Below are 23,656 nucleotides of genomic sequence, written 5' to 3' on the forward strand. Positions count from 1 at the left end.
GCCCCCAGAGCCTCGGCCGGCGATTTGCCTGACCGGTCGGGGCTGTTGTCATCATGTTATAACGAATCTAGCAGTCACCTGTTGCATTGCAATAGAGCATAACTTTCAGCCGATTCGCCTTTCGTGGGGGTTGCGCCTTGCCAAGTGCCGGAAAGCATCTAGCTTTTTGGCCGAAGCGAGGAAAAATGCCGACAGCGTTGTGGATCACCGGGACGAGTATGTGTGCGCTGCGGCAGGAAGAGTTGCCCGTCGGCAACAATCTGGTCGAAGTCGAAACGCTTTTCTCCGGGATCAGCCGCGGCACCGAATCGCTCGTCTTTCAAGGCGCAGTGCCGGAAACCGAGCACGAGCGAATGCGCGGCCCGCACCAGTCCGGCGATTTTCCCCATCCGGTCAAGTATGGCTACGCCAATGTCGGGCGCATCGCGTCCGGCCCGCGTAGAGGAGAAATCGCATTCTGCCTGTTTCCGCATCAGGACCGTTTCGCGGTGCCGGACGCAGACCTGACGACGCTTCCCGTCGATCTCCCGCCTGCCCGTGCCGTGCTTGCCGCCAACATGGAAACGGCGCTCAACATCGTCTGGGACGCGCGCGCGGCGCCGGGCGACCGCATCGCGGTGATCGGCGCGGGTGTCGTCGGCGCGCTCTGCGCATGGCTTTGCAGCCGCATTCCCGGAACCGAGGTCACGCTGGTCGACGTCAATCCGGCGCGACGCGTGCTCGCCGAGCGGCTCGCCATTCCCTTCGCCTCGCACCCGCCGGCCGATTGCGACGTCGCCATCCATGCGAGCGCCAGCGATGCAGGGCTGCAGAGCGCCGTCGATTGCGCCGGCAGTCACGCACGCATCGTCGAAGCGAGCTGGTATGGCGACAAGCCCGTCGCGCTCTCGCTGGGTGGCGCGTTTCACGCCGGCCGCCTGCAAATCATTTCCTCGCAGGTCGGCTCGATCCCTGCCGAGCGCGCGCCGCGCTGGGATTTCAGACGGCGGCTTGCCAAGGCGCTCGATCTCCTCGCCAGCGACGATGCGCTCGATGCGCTGATCTCCCGTACGAGCCCGTTCGCCACACTCGACCGCGACTATGCGAAGATCCTCGCCGATCCGGCGACGCTTTGCCACCGTATCAGCTATGCTCCAACAGTCGAAGGACCCTGAATGTTTGCCGTCGAAGTTCGCGACCACATCATGATCGCCCACAGCCTGCCCTCGCCAGTCTTCGGCCCGGCGCAGAACATGCACGGCGCGACCTTCGTCGTCGACGCCGCCTTCTATACGCGCGACATCGACGAAAACCGCCTGACCGTCGACATCGGCCTTGCGACCGATGCACTAAAAGCCGCGCTCGACCCACTGCGCTACGGCAATCTCGACGAAATCGATGCCTTCAAGGGCAAGATCACGACGACCGAATTCCTGTGCAAGCATATCTTCGACCAACTCGCGACGACCGTTCGCACCAAGGGTCTTGGCGATAGTGGCCGCGTCGTGAAGATCCGTGTCCAGCTTCACGAGAGCCACGTCGCGCGCGCTTGGTATGAAGGCGAGTTGTGACGAGGCCGCATCTCCATTTCGTCATTCCGGGGGATATCGACACGCCCACCGGCGGTTATGGCTACGACCGGAAAGTCGCTGACGGGCTCCGCGAGCTCGGCTGGACGGTCGAGATCGTCTCGCTGCCCGGCAGCTATCCCGACACCGACGCCGCAACCCACCGCGCGGCCGAAGAGGCCTTTGCGAACCTGCCGGGTGATGCCTTGGTTTTGGTCGACGGCCTCGCCTTTGCCCGGCTTCCCGACCTCATGGCCGGCCAAGCCGGCCGATTGCGCCTTGCCGCACTGGTCCATCATCCGCTTGCCGATGAAGGCGGGCTGCCAGCCGAAAAGGCAGCCCGGTTCGAGGCGGACGAGCGCGCCGCACTGCGCCATGCGGCGGCGATCATCTGTACGAGCGAGACCACCGGACGCCGGCTGATGGACCATTTCGGCGTGCCTGCATCGGCCCTGCAGGTCGCTCCGCCCGGCACGGAACGTAACCCTACGCTTACCTATGAGAGAGATCGAACACGTCTCCTCTGCGTCGCGTCCATCGTCCCGCGCAAGGGTCACGACATTCTCGTCGAGGCGCTCGCAAAGATCGCCGATCTGGGTTGGAACGCCCGGTTCGTCGGGCCCTCGCGCGACGAAACTTGGCGCGCGCGGCTCGATCGGATGATCTCGGATGCCGGCCTCGCCGACCGCATCGAATTCACCGGCCCGCTGAACGATCTCGATCCCGAATACGCCCGAGCAGGGATCTTCGTGCTCGCGACGCGCCACGAAGGCTATGGCATGGCCTATGCCGAAGCGCTCGCCGCGGGCTTGCCGGTGGTCGGCTGTGCGGTCGGTGCCGTGCCCGAAGTCGTGCCGCCCGACGCCGGCGCACTCGTGCCTGCCGACGATCCGGCCGCTTTCGCGGATGCCTTGCGGCGACTCCTCACCGACGACGCATCCTATGCCAGCGCTGGCGAAGGCGCCCGCCGGGCCGCCGAGCGTCTACCGCTTTGGTCGGACACGATCACCATCATCGCCCGCGCCCTGCAGGAGATCGGCCGATGAGCTTTTCCACGGCATGGCTCGATCTGCGCGAAAGCGCCGACAACGCCGCACGCGATGCGTCGATGCTGGCAGACGTTCGCGCGTTCCTCGCGCAGCAACCCGACCCCGTCATCGTCGATCTCGGTTCGGGCACCGGCTCGACCCTGCGCGCCATCGGCGAAGTACCGGCACGCTGGCGTCTGGTCGACCACGATCCGGCCCTTCTCGCCGAGGCCGCGCGACGATCCGGCCCGGGCGTCGAGACGGTGGAACTCGACCTCACCCGCACCGACGACATCCCCCTCGACGGCGCCGCGCTCGTCACCGCGTCGGCCTTGTTCGACCTCGCCAGCGCCGGCTGGATCGACGCCCTTGCAGACCGGCTCGCCGCGTCCCGAACGGGCCTCTACGCCGCGCTCAGCTATGACGGCGTCCTCGAATGGAGCCCGGCAGACCCGGACGATGCGACGATCCGAAATGCCTTCAACGCGCATCAGCGCGGCGAGAAGGGCTTTGGCCCCGCGCTCGGCCCTTCGGGTGCATCCCACCTCGCCGAGGCAATGCGCAGACGCGGCTATCGCGTCACGATCGCCGACAGCCCTTGGAAACTCGGGCCGGCGGAGACTGAACTGCAGCGCGCGCTCGTCACCGGGATCGCGGATGCCGCGCGCGAACTCGACGTCGCATCGGCCGATGCCTGGCTCCGGCGCCGGCTTGCGGCTGCATCGAGCGCCCATTGCACGGTCGGCCATCTCGACGTCCTGGCCCTGCCCGCCTGACGTGGCTGCCGCCTTGCACATGCCGCCGTCCCGTCGCACATAGCAGGCGGACAGAAAGCGGAGTTGAGCGCGCGTGGAAGATCGGGTCATCATCGTCGGTGCCGGGCATGGCGGGTCGCAGGCCGCGGCAAGCCTTCGGCAGGAGGGGTATTCCGGTCGTATCGCGCTCGTCAATGACGAGACGGAACTGCCCTACCACAAGCCCCCGCTCTCGAAGACCTTCCTGAAGACGCCCGAAGGCGGATCGCAGATGCTGCGGCCGGAAAGCTTTTATCGCGACAATGAGGTCGATCTCGTCTTCGGCCGCCGCGTCGCTGCGATCGACCGAGCGGCCTCGACCGTTGCATTGGACGACGGCACGTCGCTGCCTTTCTCGCACATCATCCTGGCCACCGGCGCCCGTCCGCGCCTGCCGCCTCTCGATGGCCTCGCGCTCGACGGCGTCTTCGCGCTGCGCAACTTCGCGGATGCCGGCCGCATCCGTCAGGCGACCGAGGCTGCGCAGTCGGCCGTGGTGGTCGGCGGCGGCTTCATCGGCATGGAGATTGCCCACACGCTCGCCGGCCTCGGCAAGAAGGTGGCGCTCCTCGAAATGGCGCCGCGCGTTCTCGGCCGTTCGGTGGCGCCGGCGATCTCGGCCTATGCCGACGCACGCGCCCGGCAGGCTGGCATCGACTTGCGAGTCGACACCGGCGTCGCCGGCATCGAGGGATCGAACGGCCATGTGACGGCCGTGCGGCTCGCCGATGGCTCGCATGTTGCGGCCGATCTGGTGATTCTCGGCACGGGCGTCGTGCCGAATGTCGAGCTTGCAGCGGAGGCCGGGCTCGAAATCGCCAACGGCATCGTCGTGGACGAGGCACTGCGCACCGCCGATCCGCGCATTCTCGCGCTTGGCGACGCTGCCAGCTTCCATCATTGGCATGCGGCACGTCCGGTGCGGCTTGAATCCGTGCAAAACGCCAGCGATCAGGCCAAGCACGCCGCGCGCACCATCACCGACAAGGCGGGTGCCTATCGCGACGTGCCGTGGTTCTGGTCGGACCAGGGCGACATCAAGCTGCAGACGGCCGGTCTATCCTTCGATGCCGACCGGTTCGTCACGTCCGGAGACCCCGAAGAGAACGCGTTCTCCGTCTGGCATTTTTCAGGGCCGAGGCTGCTCGCGGTCGATTCGATCAACCGCGCTGCCGACCACATGATCGCGCGGCGGCTGCTGGCGGCCGGCGTCTCGCCGAGCGAAGCGGACATCGCCGCGGGCGCGCAGCGCCTCAAGGAACTCGCTCAGCCGAAGCCGTAGGCGGCCACATCCGCGAGAAGACGCCATCGCGGCGAACGAGGCCATGATAGGTCGCCGCGCCGACATGGAGCGCGATGAGAAGGCCGATGCCGAACTTGGCGCGGGCGTGGATCGACTTGGCCGTTTGCGCCAGCGCATCGTCGCGCGGCACGAAACTCGGCACGCCGATCGCGTCCAACAGTTCGACCGGGAAGCCCCCGGCCCGAACCCGCACATAGCCGCTCACCGCCATGACGATCAGCAGCAGGTAGAGCGCGGCATGCGTCGCGCGGGCTGCGAACTTCTGGATCGCCGGCAGGCTGTCGGGCAAGGGTGGCGCGCGGTGAGTTGCGCGCCAGACCAGCCGCACTGCGAGAAGCACGAGCAGCAACGCCCCGGCATTCTTGTGGAAGAGGAAGAGCGGGTCCTGAACGGCCCGATCATCGACATTGGTCATCACCAGGCCGACGGGGATCATCGCCAGAACGATCAGCGCGGTCAGCCAATGCAGGATGCGGGACATCCGATCGTAGCCCATCGTCGTATCTCATCCAGTTGGACGCCAAGAGAATGACGCAGAGTTGAGCAAAGTCAAAGGTCTAGAGCGAAGGGTGGGCTTGCAGCCGGCAAAGCACGCGCCATACTTGCAGGCTAGGAGCAAGCGATGACGACCAGTTCGACCCGAATTGCGCGAGTTGGGTTGCCGCATGGTCTGGCGGCACGAGCCGGGCTTTGGGTTCAGGCGATCGGCGCGGCGACGGCGCTGGCCGCCATGGGGCTCGACGCGCTCGGCCTCGGCTGGGGCGCGGCGAGCATCGTGCTTTACCTCGTCGTGGCCGCCTGCATCATCACCCGCATCACCGCCAGCCATCCACACGAGGCATTCGGCCCCGCAAATATCGTGACGCTGTTTCGCGCCGGGCTCGTCGCGCTCGTCGCCGCGACCCTGTTCGCGCCGGCGCCCAGCGGCGATGCCGCGTTCCTGATCGGCGGGCTCGCCTTCGTTATCCTAGCGCTTGACGGCGTCGACGGCTGGCTGGCGCGACGCACCGGGCTTTCCTCCACCTTCGGCGCCCGGTTCGATCTCGAGATCGACGCGCTGTTCGTCCTCGTCCTGTCCGCGCTCGCCTTCACCAACGACAAGGCCGGAGCGTGGGTGCTGCTGATCGGCGCGATGCGATACGCCTTCTTCTTTGCCGGCCGGCTGACGCCGAAGCTTGAGGCTCCGCTGCCCGACTCCATGCGGCGAAAGGCCGTCTGCGTGATCCAGATCGCAGCACTCGGCCTGCTCCTCCTGCCGCAGGTCCAGCCTCCCCATTCGGTCTGGATCGCGGCCGGGGCGCTCGTCCTCCTCGCCTGGTCGTTCGCCGTCGACACTCTCCATCTCCTGCGCCGGCCGGTGGATTCATGAGCGGCCTTCGCAGCGCCGCCGGGCTGGCGCGGTCGCTGATCATCTACTACTCGCGGCCGCACCGGATCGGCCGCACCGGGCGATTTTACCGCCAGTTCGCCGGTCCCGGAGACGTCACCTTCGACATTGGCGGACATGTCGGCAACCGCTCGCGAGCGCTTCGCCGCACCGGCGCCAAAGTGATCACGCTCGAGCCGCAACCGCTCTTCTACCGCTTCCTCAAGCATACCCTTCCTGCGGACATCACCGTCCTGCCGCTCGCAGTCGGCCCGCATGTCGGCCGCTCGTCGATGTCCGTTTCCAGCCTGCATCCCACCGTGTCCTCGCTGCGCGGGGATATCGACCGCGCCGTCAAGGGCGATCCGGGCTTCGATGCCGTGATCTGGGACGAGACGGCGCCGATCGAGATGATCACCCTCGATGCGCTGATCGCGGAGCATGGCGAACCTGCCTTCATCAAGATCGATGTCGAGGGTTTCGAGGATCAGGTCCTTGCCGGACTGTCGCGGCCGGTGCCGGCACTCGCCTTCGAATTCCTGCCATCGATGGCCGATGTCGCGGAGGCCTGCATCGCCAGGCTCGAGAGCCTCGGCACCTACGAATTCAACCTGATGACCGGCGAGAAGCTGAGGTTCCTGTCGCCCTCCTGGGTCGATGCGGCGGACATCCGCCTCCGGGTTGCTGCGGCAGTTCACGAAGGTCGTTCAGGAGACGTCTATGCGCGCCGCGCGGCAGGCTGAGCGGCCGCGCCTTCTGGCGGTCGCGGCCGCCTGCGCGCTCGTCTTCGCGATCCTGGCTATGCCGGCACGGCCGCAGGATGCCGTTCTGGCCGGCATGGCCCGGTTTCCGGTCGAACTCGCCCTGATTGCCGGGCTTCTTGCCGCCCTGCCGCGCAACAGCAGCGTCATGCCGGCCCTGCGGGTGATCTTCACCGGACTGCTCGGCATCGCGATCCTCGTCAAATGTGCCGATCTCGGCCTCTACGCCTCGCTCAACCGGCCGTTCAACTTTGCCTATGACCTGCCGCTGCTCCACGCAGGATGGATGCTGGCCTCGGGAACCAGCGGGACGTTCGCGGCGGTGCTCTATCTTCTTGGCGGTACGCTTGCCCTTGCGGCCGTCATCGCCGCGATCTGGTGGGCAACCGGCGTCTTTGCCCGCCTTTCGGCGCGGCGCACCGTTCCGATGCTCGCCATCCTCCTCATCTTCGCGGCCGCCCTTGCCCTGACGGGTCGCGCCTCGACGGCGACGAGCAACCTTCTTGCCACCCATGTCAGCGCCGCACGTTCCGCGCAGGAGCAGATCGCCGCGCTCGAAGTCGAGGCGCGCTCGGACGACGTCGCTGACGACCGACCGCTCCTGCGGGGGCTCGCGGGGCGCGACGTGTTCCTCGTCTTCGTCGAGTCCTACGGCCGCTCGACGCTCGAAAATCCCCTCTACGCCGCTTCGACGAAGTCGGCGCTCGCCGAACTCGAACAGGGCGCCGAACGCGCCGGGATGGAAATCCGGTCGGCGTATATGACGGCTCCCATGGTCGGCGGCCAGAGCTGGCTTGCCCATGCCAGCGTCCTTTCGGGCCTGTGGATCGACAGCCAGGGCCGCTATCGCGCCATGCTCGCCAGTTCGCGCAGGTCGCTGATGGCGCTCGCATCCGACTCGGGCTGGCAGAGCGTCGCAATCATGCCGGCCATCACCATGGCATGGCCGGAGGGCAGCTATTTCGGCTATGACCGCATCCTTGCGAAAGACGATCTCGGCTATCGCGGCCTGCCCTTCAACTGGGTCACGATGCCCGACCAGTACACGCTCTCGGCCTTCGAACGGCTCGTGCTCGACGAACCCGCCCGCCTGCCCGTCTTCGCCGAAATCGCGCTGATCTCCTCGCACGCGCCATGGACCCCGATCCCGCAACTCGTCGATTGGGACGCGATCGGCGACGGCACGATCTTCAACGACCAGGCACGCTCCGGCGACAGTCCAGAGACGGTCTGGCGCGACCGCGACCGCGTACGCACGCAGTTCGGCCTGTCGATCGACTATGCCCTTCGCACGATCGCCTCCTTCATCGAACGGAGGAGCCAGGAACGACCTGCGCCGCTGATCGTCGTCCTCGGCGACCACCAGCCCGCAACCTTCGTTTCCGGCGACGAAGAAAATCGCGACGTCCCCGTTCACTTCATCGGCGACCGCGCCACATTGGATTCAATCGAAAGTTGGTCATTCGACGAAGGAGCGGTTCCAGGGCCCGGCGCTCCGGTCTGGCGCATGGATACGTTCCGCAAGCGCTTCATCGACGCATTCGACGCGCCGGCGCAGGAGGAAACGGAGAGCGATGAACCAGCATGAACGCATCGAAAAGCCGGTAACGGCCCGTCGCGCCGAGACGCCGATGCCCGTCGCTGGCGCGACGGTTACGGACCGCGTCTGGGAGGCGCTTCTTGCGGCCCGAAGAAGCGGCCAGCCGAAGCGATCCGATTCCTGGACGCCGGCCGAGCGCGCCGGATGGGACCTCTACGCGCCACTTCTCGGCCAGGGCGACCGGCCGCTCGTCTTTGCCCAGATCGGCCAGTCGCTCGATGGCCGCGTCGCCACTGTCGATGGCGATGCAGCCGATGTGTCCGGGCCCGAGGGGCTCAAGCACCTGCACCGTTGCCGGGCACTGGCCGATTGCGTGATCGTCGGCGCCAACACCGCCATCCAGGACAATCCGCGGCTCACCGTCCGCCTCGTCAAGGGCGACAACCCGGCACGCGTCGTCATCGACCCGCGCGGGCGACTGGCGGACGATGCCGCGGTGATGGCAGGCGAGCGCTGCCTCGTCGTCCAGGCCTGCGAGCGGGAACGGCCCGCCGGCGTCGAAACACTGAAGGTCGCCATGTCCGCCGAGGGGCTCGATGCGGTATCGATCATCGCCGGCCTGATCGATCGCGGCTTCCGGCGGATCATGATCGAAGGCGGGGGCATCACGATCGGCCACTTCATGGATGCCGATCTGATCGACCGGCTTCACGTCGGCATCGCGCCGCTGATCATCGGCGCCGGACCGTCGGGCCTGACGACGAGCCCCGTCTCTCTGCTCGCGCAGGCCAAGCGCCCGCAAACCTTCGTCTACGGGCTCGCAAGCGACATCGTCGTCGACTGCGACCTGAGGGCCTAGCCCGATCGGGTGTCGGCCGAAATGCCGGCAAGGCTGGCATCCATCACGGCTTCGGGCACGTCGATGAGCACCGGCGCTTCGGTGAAGAGCAACGCCGCTCGAACGGCGTGCTGAGGATAGAGCGGGCGCAGCAGGGCACGATAAAGCGCAAGCTGCGCCAGATAGCCGGGCGGAACCTCCGCGAGCGTGCGCGGCGCAGGCCGGTTGGTCTTGTAGTCGACGATCAGCACCTCATCTCCGATGACGACCAGCCGGTCGATCTTGCCGGAAACAGCGCGCTCGGCGCCGCCGACCGTGACGCGGCCCATGATCGACACTTCGGCCCGCGAGCCTGGGGCGAACACGCCGGCAAAGGCCGGGTCGGAGAGGATCGCCGCGATCCCGGACCACATCTGCTCGCGCTCCGCTTCGCTCCAGCCCTGCCCCAACCGTTCCAGATAGCGCCGTGCCGAAGGCGCGCGCTCGTCTTCGGGCACGTCCGGCAGGGACTGCAGCAGGCGGTGGATTGCAGAGCCACGTTCAAGCGCCCGCGACGGTTCGGTCCCGGCCTGAAAGATCGGCGATTCCCGCGTCGCGACCGTTTCGCCGGCCGGCTCGATGACGGCGCCGACGCCTGACGGGGCCAGAGGACGCGGAAGGATCGACGCAGGCGGCAATTTGCCATGCAGGGCGGCAGGCAGCACCGGCGTCACCTGCTCGTTCGCGGCTTCGGCGGCCTCCACCACCAGCGGCCGGCGCGGGGTCTGACGGTAGACGATGATCTCCTCGCCAGACACCGGGTGCGGCTCCGGGCGCGAATGCGGCGATCCGGCCAGTGCAGAGCTCACCATGCCATGCCAGGTCAGGTCCGCCGGCGCGCGCTTGCCCTCATAGCCGCAGACGATCAGCCGGTCTTCCGCCCGCGTCATGCCGACATAAAGCAGCCGGCGATATTCCTCCTCGGCCTTCTCGCGCGCCACCGCCGCGATCTGCCGGGAAAAGCCGTTACCGGTCTCGCCACCGACGCGCCAGAGAAAACCCTGGCCCTGCCACGAGCCGCGTGGCGGATCGAAGGGCATCAGAATCGGCAAATGGCTGTCGGAAAACGGCACTGAGCCGCTGTCGACGAGGAACACCACCGGCGCCTCCAACCCCTTCGAGGCGTGAGCGGTCATGATCCGCACCTCGCCGCGCGCCTGGTCCATCTCGCGCTTGATCTCCGGCCCGCCCCCGTCGAGAAGGGCCAGCACGGCTTCGAGCCCGGCGGCGCCGCTGCGCTCGGCGGCGAGGCAGAAGCTCAGGAACTCGTCGACGACGTCGCCGGCTTCCGGCCCAAGCCGGGCGACGATCCGCGCGCGCGCCGCGTCGCGACCCAGCACCCGGCCATAGAACTCGAAGGCCGGCATGAAGCCGACTTCGTCGCGCCAGACCTGCAACTGGTCGCGCACGAGGCGCAGTTCCACGTCGGCTTCGGCCTCCGCACGAACGGCGGCATAAAGCGAACCCTTGCGAGGGTGGGCGAGAGCCATGAGCTTTTCTTCGGAGATGCCGAAGATCGGGCTCTTCAAGAGCGCGGCAAGCGAAAGATCGTCTTCCGGCTGGAGCGCGAAGCGACCGATCGCCATCAGATCCTGCACCGCGATGTGATCGGCCAGGACGAGCCGGTCTGCGCCGGCGACCGGTACGTGCCGGTTCTTCAGTTCGCGCGACAGCGCGTGGACGAAATTGCCGCGCTTGCGCACCAGCACCATCACGTCGCCTGCCGTCATGCGGCGATTGCGGCCCGGTATCGCCTCCCCCCGCGCCAGCCAGCCGGCCACGGTCCTCGCAATCAGTTCGGCAAGCCTTGCCGCAGGTGCCGACGTATGGTCGATCGCCTGCGTCCAGTCGTCGGGCGCCTCGACATCCTGCGGCGCCAGCGACGGCCAGACCTCGACCTGTCCCGGCGCATCGGTCCGGATGGCGCTGTGCTCGATGTCCTCGATGTCGCGGGTCAGGCCCTTGCGCGTTTCAGGCCGCGCGAAGACGAGATCGACCGCCGAAAGCACGTCCTGCGTCGAGCGGAAGGAATGGCTGAGCCGCACGCGCTCGAAGCTGCGCTCGGCCGCCTCGACATGCCGCGCGAATTCATGGCCCGATACGGCGAAGGCCTCGGGCTCGGCGCCCTGGAACGAGTAGATGGACTGCTTCTCGTCACCGACCGCGAACACGGTGCGTTCGATATCGCGCGCTCCTTGGCCGGCGAAGAACTCGTCGGCAAGCCGCTTCACCACCCGCCATTGGTCGGGGCTCGTGTCCTGCGCCTCGTCGAGAAGGATGTGGTCGATGCCCTTGTCGAGCTTGTAGTGCACCCACGCGCCCGCATCCTGGCGTGCCAGCAGCGAGGCGGTGCGCCGGATCAGGTCGTTGAAGTCGAGAAATCCGCGCGCGCTCTTGAGCCGCTCGTAGCGCGCGATCAGCCAGTCGGCGACGATCAGCGCGGAGCGTGATGCCTTCAGCATGGCGAGCAGCGCCGCGCGGTCGAGCGCCTCCTGCACCGACGCCGCCATGCGCGCGAATTCCTCGTCGAAACCGACGAAATGCTCGGCCACGCCCTTGGCAAGAATCTGCTTCGTCGCGCGCGGCTCGTAGACCGGTCCCTTCTTGGTCAGGAAGGTCTTGCGCAAGGCACGCAGGCACGTTTCCGCGTCACCCGCATCGCAGGCGGCCAGAAGGTCATCGGCGAATTGCTGCGCCTTGGCTTTCCCGGCCGCAAGCGCCTGGTCGCCGAAGCGCTCGGCCAATGGCCGACCGAAATGACCGTCCGGCCAGATGGTCGCCAGAATGTCGTCGGCCGTCTCGCGCCCGTCGAAGCCGAAGGCGGCGAAAAGCGGCGCGTGGTTCTCGGGTGCCGGGCCGACTTGCGCGATGAAGCTGCGCAGATCGTCACGGCGACGGACGATGGCGCTCAGCAGCGCCTCGAGGCCCGCTTCACCGCCGATGTCCAGAATGTCGGCGAAGGCTTCGGCCAGATCCGGCTCGTTGCCGCCCGACGCGCCCGCGATCATCGAGCGCCGCGCCTCGGCGATCAGCGCAGCTTCCATCTGGTTGTCGAGCAGCTCGAAATGCCCGGCGACGTTCGCTTCGAGCGGAAACTGGTGCAGGATCGCTTCGCAGAAGGCATGGATGGTCTGGATCTTCAGGCCGCCCGGCGTCTCCAGCGCCTCCGCGAAAAGCCGCCGCGCGCGAACCAGCCGCTCGCGCGTCGGCGGGCGCCGGTCGAGGTCGCCGATCTTCGCCGCGAGCGTCGCATCGTCCAGCGCGGTCCACGAACTCAGCGTCTCGAAGACGCGGTTCGACATGTTCGCCGCCGCCGCTCGCGTATAGGTCAGGCACAGGATGCGCGACGGGTCGGTGCCGTCGAGCAGCAACCGGATCACACGTTGCGACAGGACGTGCGTCTTGCCCGAGCCGGCATTGGCGGAGACCCAGGCCGAATTCTTCGGGTCCGATGCGCGCGCCTGGTCGCGGATCGTCGTCTCGGGAACGATGAAGTCCGATTTCATTCCTCGCCCCCCTCGTCGCCGCCGGCGGACCATTCGAGAACGCGCGCGAGATGGTCGTAGCGGCCGCTGACATCGCCTTCCTTGAACGGGAGGGCGCGCGACAGATAGCCGGCTTCGGCTCGCTGGTAGTGCGCCACAAGCTCTTCGAGCCGGCGCCACGCATCCTCGCCAAGTTCCGGTCCCGACTTGATCTCTTTCTTGAATTCGTGGATCGGGTCGTGGTCGACCTCGCCGTTCGGCTTCAATCGGACATAGGCGAGTTCGGCCGGCGTCGCCGGCCCGATGTCGCTGAACGCGCCACGCGCCAGAAGCGCGGCTTCGAGCGCTAGCTGCGGCGCCAACAGCGTGTGCGCCTGTCCCTTCGACGGGTTCGAGCCCGTCTTGAAGTCGACGATGTCGGCCATTCCGGCCGGTCGTTGGTCGATGCGGTCGGCAAAGCCGCGCAGCGTCGCGCCCGTCGAGCCGATCGGCGTTTCGCTCGCCCGCGCTTCGGCGAACCGGCGCGTCACGCCGAGCCGTTCCTGTTCCCACGCGACGAAATTTCCTGCCATCTTCGCAAATCGCGGCCACCAGACGGCGTCGACGTCGGTCGGCAGCGCCACCTTGTCGAATTGCTCCCGGCCGATCCGCAGCAGTTCCGCCGTCGCATCCGCCGCAAAAGGATCGATCGCAGCGACGGCAAATCCGTGCAGGATGTCGTGGAAAAGCGTTCCGCGCTCCGCGGCGCCGGGATCGCGCAGCAGGGGTTCAACAGGCTGCAGCCGGAGGATTTCGGCCGCATAGATCGCGTAAGGGTCGCGCCGGAGCGTCTCGATCTGCGTGACCGAAAACCGTGTCGGGCGCCAGTCGACGGGCGGCTTCGGTTCCGGCCGTCTGGCAAAGGCGACCTCCGGCCGCTCGTCCAGGAGCCGCGCCCAGAGCAGGATTTCGCGCCCACGCCCGCGCATGGCCGCAGCGCCATCCGGCCCGGCGCAGGTCATCAGCCTTTGCAGCCAGCGCGAGGCGACCGCTGGCGCCTCTCCCGCGCGCGCCGAGCGGGTCAGGACGACCTCGCCATTGGCCATCGCCATGGTGAAATCATGCGCGGACTGGCCGATCCGCCGCTCCGGCGGTTCGAGGTCGAGGCCCGATTTCATCATGCGCGACATGAAGCGGTCGGGTTCGGCCTTGCGCGGCCAGCTTCCCTCGTTCAGTCCGCCGATGATCATCGTGTCGACGCTTTGCAGGCGCGCTTCGAGCGGGCCCCAGATCGACACGCGCGGATCGCCGGCCGGCGTCGGCTTGACCGTCTCGCCCGCAATCAGCGCCGCGAGAATGTCGGGCCATTCGTCGGGAGCGAAGGTCAGCGCGCCGTCGAGACCGGCAAGACCACGCAGGAAATCGGCCAGGCGCCCGCCCGCCTCGCCGCCATAGACGGGGTCGAGCCGGCCGGTTTCGTCGCGCGCAAGTGCTTCCAGCGTCTCGACCGTGGCGCGCAGAGCCTGCGCGAGGTCGATCTCGGCGCTGTCGCGCAGCACGGACAGCGGGCGCACGGCGTCGGCGATCTTGTGTGCGATGTCCGTCGCTTCGCTGCGCCGTTCGCTCCCCAGCCGTCCAAGCCAGAACGGACGGCGCGAGGCCGTATCGTGGGCGGCCAGCCGGGCCGCGAAATCAACGCCCATCACGGCCACGTCCGGTCGCCCGGTGCCCCCGCGCAGCGCGACGAGATCGATGATTTCGGCTGCACGCCGCACGACGGCGCGCGGGCACCCGAGATGAAGCAGCGGATGCTTGAGCAGGGACAGAAGCCCGACCGGGTCTCCGGGTCGCAATGCTGCCTCGACCGCGATCCGCATCAGGACCGCCGGAGGCGAATTCGACAGAAGGGTTCCGGCGGAATCGTCGGCGACGATGCCGAATCGGCGCAACTCGTTGGCGACACGGCGGGCGAGTTCGCGGTCGGTCGTCACGAGGGCGGCCGTGCGGTCGGGCATATCGATCGCGAGGCGCAGCGCAATCGCGATCGCCAGCGCTTCCTCGCGCTCGTTTGCCGCCTCGATCAGCGTCACGCCGTCGAGCGCGCCCGCAGCCATCGCCGCATCGAGAATGTCGCGCTCGTGCGCCCAGGCTTCCGTCGTTTCGGCCGGGCGAAGCGCCTGTCCGATCAGTTCGATCCGCGCTTGCCGGCCAGGCGACGCCCTGCCGATGTCAACGACTTCGCGTCGATCGACGCCGAGGCGCTGAAGAAGCTTTTTCAGTCCCGTCTGCGGGTGACCATGGATCGAGGGTGGTGCGTTCTCGCGGCCGATCGCCTCCCAGCTCGCGGCGTCGATCGACCGGTCGAGCCCCGGCAGCACGACCGCGCCCTGCGGCAGGCGGCTGATCGCATGCAAAAGCTCGGCTGTCGCCGGAATCGAGCCCGTCGAGCCCGCGGCGACCACGGGTCCCCGGTTCGCACGCGCGGCCAGGCGTCGTGCTTCGGCGCGGATCTGCGCATCGCGATATTGAGCCGGATTCGAGCGGTCGACGGCCTCAAGATAGTCGGGCCAGGCCTTCGTCACGATCTGGAGGAATTCGAGCGTGATCTGCCACCAGCCGGCAAGATCGGCGGGCACGAGTTCGGACAGGCGCGACCAGTCGCCACCCTCCGTCTCGATTTCGTCGATCAGCGCCGACAGGTCGCGTGCAAGCCAGAGCGCATCGGCGAGCGATGCCGGGATGGCAAGGTCCTCGCCGTAGAGCGCGGCCAGATGCGCCGGCAACCGGCGCTTCCAGGCCTGCACCAGTGGCGCCAGCCGGACTATGCGCTCCAGCGGTTCGATCGGCGGCGGCAGGTCGAAAAGTGCCCCCTCGCCCGAAAGCCAGCCATCGTCCTCGAATTCGCCGAGCGGCCGGATCACCGGCAGGATCGCCGATTGGCCGCCGAGCCGATCAACGAAGCTCGACCGCAGTTCGCGCGCGGCACGCCGCGTCGGCACGTAGATCGTCACATCGGCCAGAGCGAGCGGCGATCCGTCATGACGAAAGCCGTCCACCAAATTTCCATCCAGCAGGGCATCGATCAGGGTCGCCAGAAACGGCGCTGCGGCCGGAATGTTCAGGACGTTCGGCGTGCCCGTCATGCCGGCGCCGGCTGCCGCATCCTGATCGCCGCCTCGGCTTCGCCGATCGCGCCGGGCGTTCCGACCGTGATCCAGTGACCATCCATCACCTGACCGTAGAGCCGACCCTTCTCGATGGCCCGGTCGAAATAGAGGTTGAGCGAATGCGGTTCAGGTGTGACGCCGGCAAAGATCGCGGGATCGATGATCGCGGCACCGGCATAGACGAGCCCCGTGGGATCGCCCTTGGCGCGCGCGAGGCGTCCGTCCGCATCGATCACGAAGTCCGTCTTGCTTCCATGACCGGTCGTGTCCCCGACCGGGACGAGCATCAACAGCATGTCCATGCGCGAAGCGTCCCACCCGCCGGCGAGCGAAGCAAGGCTCGACCGGTCGCTGTCGATCCAGAACGTGTCTGCGTTCAGGAGCAGGATCGGCGCCGAACCCAAGAGCGGCAACGCCTTGACGATCCCGCCGGCCGAATCCAGCAGCCGTTCCCGTTCGTCCGAAACGACAATCCGCGGATGCGCGCGGGCAGCGCAGTGGGCGACGACCTGATCGCCCAGATGGTGGACGTTGACCACCGCCGATCCGACCCCGGCCTCTTCCAGCGCATCGAGCGCGCGATCGAGCAATGTACGTCCGGCGACCTTGACCAGCGGCTTGGGGATCGTGTCGGTGATCGGGCGCATTCGCGTGCCGAGGCCGGCGGCCAGGACCATCGCCTTCATGCCGGAGATGTTCATGACGCTCCTTCCGGCAGCACCTGCATCGCGCGATAGAGCGCCCGCAGCTCGGCCATCGCCGGGTGCCGCGTCGCCCGCTCCAGATAATCTCGAATGCGCGGCAGGTGCTTCAGATATTGCGGCTTGCCATCGCGCACGTCGAGCCGCACGAAAATGCCGACGATCTTGGAATTGCGCTGCGCCGCCATGATGGCATAGGCCTCCTCGAACCCGGCGCGGTCGAAATCCGTGCCCCGCGCATCGACATAGGCGTTGCGGATGCCCGCTTCCAGTTCCTCGGAAATCGACACGCGCGCATCCATCGCCAGAGATGCCACATCATAGGCCGTCGGCCCGATCAGCGCGTCCTGGAAATCGATGATGCCGATCCGGTCCGTGCCCGTCTCGCCTTCGCGCCAGATGATGTTCGGCGAATGGAAGTCGCGAAGGACGAGGCCCATTTCCGCTTCGTCGAGCCTAGCGAAAAGAGCCTGCCAAGCCGCGCGGAACGCATCGCGTTCGTCATCGGTGGCCGGCCGACCGGCCGCAAAGGGCAGATACCAGTCGATCAGCAGCTCGGTCTCGATCGCCATCGCGGCGCGGTCGTAAGCCGGCACATGATAGGTTCCGCCGCTCGCGAGCGCGATGTCGTGCGGCCAGTCGTGACGATGCAATTCGGCCAGCATTTGAGCCGACGCGCGGTAGCGCTCGCCGATCGGCGTGCCGTCCGGCGCGAGGATCGTGCCGCGGCCCAGATCCTCGATCAGGAGCAGGCCGGCATCAAGTTCGGCCGCGCGGATCTGCGGCGCGCAAAAACCCCGGGCGCGCAGCGTCTCGTCGATCGCCACGAAAGGCAGTACGGATTCCGCCAGATGCGCGATCTGGCTGTAGGGCTTGCCGTCACGGATCGGAGGGCCGTCCGGCTGGCGCGGCGCGTTCATCAGCAATTCGATCGTGCCGTCGCCGCCGATGGTCTCGTAGGAGCGCGCCGAGGCATCGCCCGCGAGATAGCCGCGCCGGGCGTGTCGACGCCCCGAATCGTCCAGAAACCGGCGGATGGCGAACGTCCGGTCGAACCGCGCCACCGCCGCGTCGGGGCCGTCGATGATCAGCCGCCTGCCCGAGCCTTCTTCCGAAAGTTTCACGTGAATCGTGGTTTCGGGAAGGTAAACGCCCGCCTTGTCAGGCCATTCCACGAGCGCCGCGCCCTCCACCAGCGCCTCGTCAAGCCCGAGCTCGCGCATCTCGTCGGGGTCGCCGATGCGGTAGAGATCGAAATGAGCGACCGGAAGACGGCCCGGATATGCCTGGACGAGCGTGAAGGTCGGGCTCGGCACTTCCAGTTCGGGATCGCCGGCAAGCGAGCGGATGATCGCCCGCGCCAGCGTCGTCTTGCCGGCGCCGAGATCGCCATGCAGCGCCAGGACATCGCCCGGCTTCAGGGCAGCGGCGATGTCGTTGCCGGCCTCGCGCGTGGCGGCTTCGTCGGCGAGCAGGCGATCGACCATGAAGGGTTACTCCGCCGCCGCGCGGCTCTGCGTGGCGATCGCGGGCAGCCGGCAGATCACCGTCGTGCCCTGATCCCGGCCCGTGCGAATCTCGACCGTTCCCGAATGCAGTTCGACGAAGCTCTTGACGATCGAAAGTCCCAGTCCGGCGCCGCGCTTGCGCCCGCCATTCGCGTGCGATTCGAAACGCTGGAAGATCGTCTCCAGAACCTCCTCGGACATGCCCGGCCCATCGTCGCCGACGCGGAACTCCACAAGATCGCCGGGCAATGCCCTGACGTCGAGGCGGACGGTCGAGCCTTCCGGCGCGTAATTGGCGGCGTTGTTGAGAAGATTGTAGAGGATCTGGCGCAGCCGATGGCCGTCCGCATGAAGCGTCGCGGGCGCCCGCGACAGGTCGACGGCGAGCTTGATATTGTGCTCGCGCAGACGCTCAACCACCAGGTCGGAAGCCGACTGCACCGCCTCGTCGATGACGATCTCCCCGATATCGAGCTGCATGATGCCCGCATCGACGGTTGCGAGGTCGAGGATGTCGTTGACGATGGTCAGCAGAACGGCCGAGGACGAGCCGATATGGCCGACATATTCGCGCTGCCGTTCGTTGAGTGGCCCCGTACCGCCCAGCCCCAGCAATTCGGTGAAGCCGATGATGTTGGTCAGCGGCGAGCGCAATTCATACGAGACGTGCTGAACGAAATCGTTCTTCAGACGGTCCGCGCGCTCCAGCGCCTCGTTGCGATCCTTCAGGGCGCGCTCGACATTCACGCTGTCGGTCACGTCGACGAAGGTCGTCATCACCTGCCCGTTCGGCAGGTGGATGACAGCATAGCGCAGCACCGTCCCGTCGCGCATCTCGGCCTGGCCGTGCCGGTCGCGACGCTCCTCGTCGAAGCCGGTCACCACGGAAACGAGGTCGCTCCAGGGGCTCTCGATCGCGTTGCCCTCGCACGCAGCCCGGATCACGGCGATGTGGGTGCCGGTTTTCACCAAGCCTTCGGCGAGGTTCCACAAATGCGAGAAGGCCGGATTTGCAAGGCGGATCTTCCCGTCCGGGCCGAACACGGCGACGCCTTCCGCCAGATTGTCCAGCGTCTCGCCCTGAACCCGCACCGCGGTGTGGTATCGGCTTTCCAGATTGAGCTGTTCGGTGAGGTTCTCGAACACCCAGGTCACGCCGCCCTTGGGCTGCGGATTGCCGACGACGCGCAAGGTGCGTCCATCGGGCAGGTGCCAGACATGCTCCTGCGGATCGATGGCGCGGTAGGCCGCGAGGATCGTTTCCTTCCAGCGCCGCCATTCGGGCTGCTCCGCCAGCTTGCCGTCGCTGCGCAACCGGTCGAGCAGAAGCGTCTGGTCGGGCGCGCTTTCGAGGAAGGCGGGGTCGAGCGCCCAGAGCTTCTGAAAGGCCTGGTTGAAGAAGAGCAGCTTCTGGTCGGCGTCGAAGATCGCCACCGCAGTCTGGAGCTGGTCGAGCGTATCGGCGTGGCTGATGATCGTGCGCTGATACTCCTCGCGGATCGTCTCGACCTCGGTCTTGTCGAGCGCCAGGCCGGCCGACGCGTCCGGCGCGGCAAAATCGGTCACGGCATACATCTGCCGTTCGCCCCCGACCACAACCGACAGGGTCTGTTCGAAGACCGGGCGCGCCGCCCGATTGCGCGCCATCGCGTCGCGCGCATTTTCCGACAACAGCTCGCGCTCGTCGCGCAGAACGGCCTCGACCGTGCCGCCGTCGACCAGTCGCGCATAGGCCTTGTTGACCCATTCGAGCTTGCCGCGTCCGTCACGCAGCCAGAACGGCGCGGGAAGGGCGTCGATCAGAGCCAGAATCGTCTCATGGTCGCGCAGCACGCGCTGATGATCGAGCTGCAGTTCGGCCAGTTCGCGCTGGCGGCGCGAAAGGGCACTGAACCGCACCACGCAATGCGACAGGCTCGATCGGCCCTGCGCCTCCATCACCGATCCGGAAATCGTCTCGATGACGAGCTCGAAATTCGTTCCCTTGTCACGCAACTGGCCGAGTGCGCGTTCCAGCGCCGAGGCCGATTGCGGCGCCAGCCAGCGGCCGAAGGCGAGAAAGGTCGCGCGGTCTTCGGGCGCGCCCGCATCGGCGGGCAGCGTGCCGACAAGTTCGGGACGCGAATTGCGGTCGTCCCAGACGACGACCCGTTGGTCGCGCAGATTGAGGAGCGCATCGGATCGCCGCAGCGCCGTGCCGAGATCGGCGAGACGGGCCTTGAGCTGCTGGTTTTCGCGGTCGATGCGGCCCCGCTCGCGAATCAGGAGGAAGGCCGAGATGAAGGCGGCCGAGACGACGCCTGCCAGAAGCGAGAACTGTGCGACGTCGTTCACCCGCAGTCCGGTCTGCGCGAACGCGGTTCCGGGCACGATGGCTGTCGTCGCGGCAAGAGCGGCGGCAGCGGCCCGGACGCCGAAACCACGCGCACGCCGGCGCGCGTCGAACCGCCCTGCTTTCGCTTCGCCTCGTCCCAAAGTTCCCACCTCTCAGCCGCCAGTGGGAGTTACACCTTTTCGCCGGCCACCCCTCAGCGTCCGGCTCGTCCCCACGAATCAGGACAATGTATCGTCTCGCCCGGACTGCGTGAAGCTTGCCCCACCTTGAAACGACTTCGGCGGCCGTCAGGCCGCCGAAGAAAATCGAAGGTGTTGCCCGCGTGTCGCGCCGCGCCGGTCAGTAGCGATAATGTTCCGGCTTGAACGGCCCCTTCGGCGTCACGCCGATATAGGCCGCCTGCTCATCCGACAGGACCGAGAGATTCGCGCCGAGCTTGTCGAGATGCAGGCGTGCGACCTTCTCGTCGAGGTGCTTGGGCAGGACGTAGACCTCGTTCTGGTAGCGCTCGCCCTTCGACCAGAGCTCGATCTGCGCCAGCACCTGGTTGGTGAAGGAGGCCGACATGACGAAGCTGGGATGGCCGGTCGCGTTGCCCAGGTTGAGGAGACGGCCCTCGGACAGCAGGATCATCCGCTTCCCGTCCGGGAAGGTGATCATGTCGACCTGCGGCTTCACATTGGTCCATTTCAGGTTGCGCAGGGCGGCGACCTGAATCTCGTTGTCGAAATGGCCGATGTTACCGACGATCGCCATGTCCTTCAAAAGGCGCATGTGGTCGAGCGTGACGACGTCCTTGTTGCCGGTCGTGGTGATGACGATGTCGGCCGTGGGCGCGGCATCTTCCAGCGTCACGACCTCGAACCCGTCCATCGCCGCCTGCAGGGCGCAGATCGGGTCGACTTCGGTCACCTTGACGCGCGCGCCGGCGCCCTTGAGCGAGGCGGCCGAGCCCTTGCCGACGTCGCCATAGCCGCAAACGACCGCCACCTTGCCGGCCATCATCACGTCCGTGCCGCGGCGGATGCCGTCGACCAGCGATTCCTTGCAGCCATACTTGTTGTCGAATTTCGACTTGGTCACGCTGTCATTGACGTTGATCGCCGGGAACGGCAGCAGGCCGGCTTTCTGAAGCTGGTAGAGCCGGTTGACGCCGGTCGTCGTCTCTTCCGTCACGCCCTTGATCGCGTCGCGCTGGCGGGCAAAGAAGCCCGGCGTCTCGGCAAGACGCTTCCTGATCTGCGCGAAGAGGATTTCCTCCTCTTCCGAGCCCGGCTTCGACAGCACGTCCTCGCCCGCCTCGGCGCGCGCGCCGAGCAGGATGTACATGGTCGCATCGCCGCCATCGTCGAGGATCATGTTGGAGGGCTGGCCGTCCGTCCACTGGAAGATGCGGTCGGTGTAGGTCCAGTAATCCTCGAGCGTCTCGCCCTTGATCGCGAAGACCGGCGTGCCGCCGGCCGCGATGGCTGCCGCTGCATGATCCTGGGTCGAGAAGATGTTGCACGAGGCCCACCGGACGTCCGCGCCGAGAACCTTCAGGGTTTCGATCAGCACCGCCGTCTGGATCGTCATGTGCAGCGAGCCGGTGATCCGCGCGCCCTTGAGCGGCTTGTCGGTGCCGAATTCCTCGCGGCAGGCCATCAGGCCCGGCATTTCGGTCTCGGCGATCTCGATTTCCTTGCGGCCCCAATCGGCCAGCGAAATATCGGCGACTACGTAATCATTGGCGGCCATGGACGGCTCCCGATCTGAAATTTGGATGAAGGGTCATCGGCCGCGCACGGCCATACATGGCGCGCTAACTAGCAGACCACCGCCAGATCGGCAATGGGATATAAAGACATCGTTATGTCATGAACCGCTATGCCGGCGCAGATTTCAGATTTCCTCGCCGAAGCGGTTGGCGACGAGTTCCTCGATCGCGCGCATGGCGTCCTCGGCCTGGGGGCCACTGGCGGAGACGCGAATGCAGCAGCCGGGGCTCGCGGCAAGCATCATCAACCCCATGATCGACGTGCCGCCCACGGTCGTCCCGTCCTTCTCGACCTCGATGATCGCGTCGAAGGCGCCGGCGGTCTGGACGAACTTGGCCGAGGCGCGCGCGTGCAGGCCGCGCTGGTTGACGATCGGCAGGCCGCGAACGATGGAAGGGCGGTCGGTGGTCTCGCTCATTTGGCGTTCAGGACCTGGCTTGCGACATTGATGTATTTGCGGCCGGCATTCTGCGCCTCTTCCAGCGCCGTCACCATGTCGTCCGCCTTGCGCACGCTGGTCAGCTTGATGAGCATCGGCAGGTTGACGCCCGCGATGACCTCGACCCTGCCCGGCTCCATCACGGATATGGCCAGATTGGAAGGTGTTCCGCCGAACATGTCGGTCAGGACCACGACGCCGGTGCCGCTATCGGCGCGGCGGACGGCCTCGACGATATCGAGCCGGCGCTGCTCCATGTCGTCCTCGGCCTCGATCGAGACCGTTTCCAATTGCTCCTGATGGCCGACGACGTGCTGGACCGCCGAGCGGAACTCGTCGGCCAGGCGACCATGGGTAACGAGCACGATGCCGATCATGCCGCGCATGTCCGGGTGTCGATGGTTCTGTCTGCACGTTTCCGCCGGCCCCAGCGCGCGGTGCGTGTTTCGGTCAATTGGTGCTCCGTAAGCTTTGCGTCGTGCTGAATGCCGTATCGGCCGACCGGATCTGATTGGTTTCAGTCTTGTGCCGGTCTCTCCCCTTCGACAGGGTCGGTATCCTTGTCACGACTTGGGCGGTTGACAAGGCCGAATCCGCCGCGGCGACGCAGATTTCTTGTCATTTGAGACCTGACTGTGGCCTAAAGTCCCGATTTCGCCCGGTCGAGCGCAGCGGCGACATGTTGCCGCGCCATCGCACAGGAGCGCCACGGGACCCGCAGATGAGGCACGCCATCGCATTCCGTCGGCTCCGGCATGCGGGTGACGCTCTCGGGATCGACAAGTTCGACGACGAGGTCGATCACGGCACGCGGCTCGAAGGGCCGTGCGACGATGCCGATGCCGCGAATCTCGATCTGGCCGGCAATGACCGACGGAGCCCGCCCAATGGACCGCCCTTGCCGGCCGCTTTCGATGAGCACCCGGTCGTCGCTGACCAGCCTCGCAAATCCCTCGGCGTGGGCGATGAGGTCAAGCGCGAGGCTCGATTTTCCGCTTCCCGAGGGGCCGGTGATCAAAACGCCCCTGTCGCCCAGAAGGACGAGCGTGCCGTGCGCATTCCCGTTCAC

General features: G+C 66.9%; 19 protein-coding genes. 9 read left to right on the forward strand and 10 right to left on the reverse strand.

Going from position 1 to position 23,656, the window contains the following annotated elements; translation table 11 throughout:
- Window positions 1-185: 185 nt before the first annotated feature.
- From ALII_RS0115610 to ALII_RS0115630, 5 genes are all read left to right on the forward strand, one after another.
- Entirely contained in the window at window positions 186-1,154 is a 969-nt protein-coding gene (locus ALII_RS0115610; protein ID WP_051375921.1) for a zinc-binding alcohol dehydrogenase, read from the forward strand.
- Entirely contained in the window at window positions 1,155-1,550 is a 396-nt protein-coding gene (locus ALII_RS0115615; protein ID WP_024588168.1) for a 6-carboxytetrahydropterin synthase, read from the forward strand. It abuts the gene before it with no gap.
- Entirely contained in the window at window positions 1,547-2,593 is a 1,047-nt protein-coding gene (locus tag ALII_RS0115620; RefSeq protein WP_024588169.1) for a glycosyltransferase family 4 protein, read from the forward strand. The genes ALII_RS0115615 and ALII_RS0115620 overlap by 4 nt, the downstream gene beginning before the upstream one ends.
- Window positions 2,590-3,351: a class I SAM-dependent methyltransferase gene (locus ALII_RS0115625; protein WP_024588170.1), complete on the forward strand. Its 762-nt coding sequence runs from the start codon at window positions 2,590-2,592 to the stop codon at window positions 3,349-3,351. Before ALII_RS0115620 ends, ALII_RS0115625 begins: the two co-directional genes overlap by 4 nt.
- Window positions 3,352-3,424: 73 nt before the next feature.
- Window positions 3,425-4,651, forward strand: coding sequence for an FAD-dependent oxidoreductase (locus tag ALII_RS0115630; protein WP_024588171.1), 1,227 nt, complete (start codon window positions 3,425-3,427; stop codon window positions 4,649-4,651).
- Here ALII_RS0115630 and ALII_RS0115635 read toward each other — a convergent pair.
- Window positions 4,623-5,168 carry a cytochrome b gene (locus tag ALII_RS0115635; protein WP_024588172.1) on the reverse strand — a complete coding sequence of 182 codons (546 nt, stop codon included), beginning with the start codon at window positions 5,166-5,168 and terminating at the stop codon, window positions 4,623-4,625. The two genes, ALII_RS0115630 and ALII_RS0115635, sit on opposite strands and share 29 nt — an antisense overlap.
- A 126-nt stretch (window positions 5,169-5,294) precedes the next feature.
- On the opposite strand from ALII_RS0115635, the gene ALII_RS0115640 reads away from it, so the two are divergent.
- From ALII_RS0115640 to ALII_RS0115655, 4 genes are read left to right on the forward strand one after another with little or no spacing between them, the layout of a single operon-like run.
- Entirely contained in the window at window positions 5,295-6,041 is a 747-nt protein-coding gene (locus ALII_RS0115640; RefSeq protein ID WP_081719015.1) for a CDP-alcohol phosphatidyltransferase family protein, read from the forward strand.
- Window positions 6,038-6,781, forward strand: a complete 744-nt coding sequence (locus ALII_RS0115645; RefSeq protein WP_024588174.1) for an FkbM family methyltransferase — start codon at window positions 6,038-6,040, stop codon at window positions 6,779-6,781. Before ALII_RS0115640 ends, ALII_RS0115645 begins: the two co-directional genes overlap by 4 nt.
- Window positions 6,759-8,387, forward strand: coding sequence for a hypothetical protein (locus tag ALII_RS0115650; RefSeq protein WP_024588175.1), 1,629 nt, complete (start codon window positions 6,759-6,761; stop codon window positions 8,385-8,387). The genes ALII_RS0115645 and ALII_RS0115650 overlap by 23 nt, the downstream gene beginning before the upstream one ends.
- Window positions 8,374-9,198, forward strand: a complete 825-nt coding sequence (locus tag ALII_RS0115655) for a RibD family protein (RefSeq protein ID WP_244437443.1) — start codon at window positions 8,374-8,376, stop codon at window positions 9,196-9,198. The genes ALII_RS0115650 and ALII_RS0115655 overlap by 14 nt, the downstream gene beginning before the upstream one ends.
- Here ALII_RS0115655 and addA read toward each other — a convergent pair.
- From addA to ALII_RS0115700, 9 genes are all read right to left on the reverse strand, one after another.
- A complete protein-coding gene (gene addA, locus ALII_RS0115660) occupies window positions 9,195-12,722 on the reverse strand; it encodes a double-strand break repair helicase AddA (protein WP_029660614.1) in 3,528 nt (1,175 codons plus the stop codon). The two genes, ALII_RS0115655 and addA, sit on opposite strands and share 4 nt — an antisense overlap.
- Window positions 12,719-15,823, reverse strand: coding sequence for a double-strand break repair protein AddB (addB, locus tag ALII_RS0115665; protein ID WP_024588176.1), 3,105 nt, complete (start codon window positions 15,821-15,823; stop codon window positions 12,719-12,721). The genes addA and addB overlap by 4 nt, the downstream gene beginning before the upstream one ends.
- Entirely contained in the window at window positions 15,820-16,548 is a 729-nt protein-coding gene (locus ALII_RS0115670; RefSeq protein WP_024588177.1) for a nucleotidyltransferase family protein, read from the reverse strand. Before ALII_RS0115670 ends, addB begins: the two co-directional genes overlap by 4 nt.
- The gene (tsaE, locus tag ALII_RS0115675) at window positions 16,545-18,035 is read right to left on the reverse strand and encodes a tRNA (adenosine(37)-N6)-threonylcarbamoyltransferase complex ATPase subunit type 1 TsaE (RefSeq protein WP_024588178.1); all 1,491 of its coding nucleotides are present in this window, start codon (window positions 18,033-18,035) and stop codon (window positions 16,545-16,547) included. Before tsaE ends, ALII_RS0115670 begins: the two co-directional genes overlap by 4 nt.
- Before the next feature lie 6 nt (window positions 18,036-18,041).
- Complete coding sequence (locus tag ALII_RS0115680) at window positions 18,042-20,540, reverse strand: PAS-domain containing protein (RefSeq protein WP_029660615.1); 2,499 nt, start codon at window positions 20,538-20,540, stop codon at window positions 18,042-18,044.
- Window positions 20,541-20,730: 190 nt separating this feature from the next.
- Window positions 20,731-22,128 (reverse strand): adenosylhomocysteinase, encoded by a 1,398-nt coding sequence (ahcY, locus tag ALII_RS0115685; RefSeq protein WP_024588180.1) that lies wholly within the window; start codon window positions 22,126-22,128, stop codon window positions 20,731-20,733.
- A 144-nt stretch (window positions 22,129-22,272) separates the two neighbouring features.
- Window positions 22,273-22,566, reverse strand: a complete 294-nt coding sequence (locus tag ALII_RS0115690) for an HPr family phosphocarrier protein (protein ID WP_024588181.1) — start codon at window positions 22,564-22,566, stop codon at window positions 22,273-22,275.
- The gene (locus ALII_RS0115695; RefSeq protein ID WP_024588182.1) at window positions 22,563-22,964 is read right to left on the reverse strand and encodes a PTS sugar transporter subunit IIA; all 402 of its coding nucleotides are present in this window, start codon (window positions 22,962-22,964) and stop codon (window positions 22,563-22,565) included. The genes ALII_RS0115690 and ALII_RS0115695 overlap by 4 nt, the downstream gene beginning before the upstream one ends.
- Window positions 22,965-23,227: 263 nt before the next feature.
- A complete protein-coding gene (locus ALII_RS0115700; protein ID WP_024588183.1) occupies window positions 23,228-23,656 on the reverse strand; it encodes an HPr kinase/phosphatase C-terminal domain-containing protein in 429 nt (142 codons plus the stop codon).

Origin of the sequence: Aliihoeflea sp. 2WW (assembly GCF_000497755.1) — a bacterium.
In the GTDB taxonomy this organism is placed as follows: Bacteria; Pseudomonadota; Alphaproteobacteria; order Rhizobiales; family Rhizobiaceae; genus Aliihoeflea.

Bases quoted from the DNA above. Each gene is read 5' to 3' on its own strand.
- ALII_RS0115610 (WP_051375921.1), top strand. From the start codon at position 186: ATGCCGACAGCGTTGTGGATCACCGGGACGAGTATGTGTGCGCTGCGG.
- ALII_RS0115615 (WP_024588168.1), top strand. From the start codon at position 1,155: ATGTTTGCCGTCGAAGTTCGCGACCACATCATGATCGCCCACAGCCTG.
- ALII_RS0115625 (WP_024588170.1), top strand. From the start codon at position 2,590: ATGAGCTTTTCCACGGCATGGCTCGATCTGCGCGAAAGCGCCGACAAC.
- ALII_RS0115635 (WP_024588172.1), bottom strand. From the start codon at position 5,168: ATGGGCTACGATCGGATGTCCCGCATCCTGCATTGGCTGACCGCGCTG.
- ALII_RS0115640 (WP_081719015.1), top strand. From the start codon at position 5,295: ATGACGACCAGTTCGACCCGAATTGCGCGAGTTGGGTTGCCGCATGGT.
- ALII_RS0115645 (WP_024588174.1), top strand. From the start codon at position 6,038: ATGAGCGGCCTTCGCAGCGCCGCCGGGCTGGCGCGGTCGCTGATCATC.
- ALII_RS0115650 (WP_024588175.1), top strand. From the start codon at position 6,759: ATGCGCGCCGCGCGGCAGGCTGAGCGGCCGCGCCTTCTGGCGGTCGCG.
- ALII_RS0115655 (WP_244437443.1), top strand. From the start codon at position 8,374: ATGAACCAGCATGAACGCATCGAAAAGCCGGTAACGGCCCGTCGCGCC.
- addA (WP_029660614.1), bottom strand. From the start codon at position 12,722: ATGAAATCGGACTTCATCGTTCCCGAGACGACGATCCGCGACCAGGCG.
- addB (WP_024588176.1), bottom strand. From the start codon at position 15,823: ATGACGGGCACGCCGAACGTCCTGAACATTCCGGCCGCAGCGCCGTTT.
- ALII_RS0115670 (WP_024588177.1), bottom strand. From the start codon at position 16,548: ATGAACATCTCCGGCATGAAGGCGATGGTCCTGGCCGCCGGCCTCGGC.
- tsaE (WP_024588178.1), bottom strand. From the start codon at position 18,035: ATGGTCGATCGCCTGCTCGCCGACGAAGCCGCCACGCGCGAGGCCGGC.
- ahcY (WP_024588180.1), bottom strand. From the start codon at position 22,128: ATGGCCGCCAATGATTACGTAGTCGCCGATATTTCGCTGGCCGATTGG.
- ALII_RS0115690 (WP_024588181.1), bottom strand. From the start codon at position 22,566: ATGAGCGAGACCACCGACCGCCCTTCCATCGTTCGCGGCCTGCCGATC.
- ALII_RS0115695 (WP_024588182.1), bottom strand. From the start codon at position 22,964: ATGATCGGCATCGTGCTCGTTACCCATGGTCGCCTGGCCGACGAGTTC.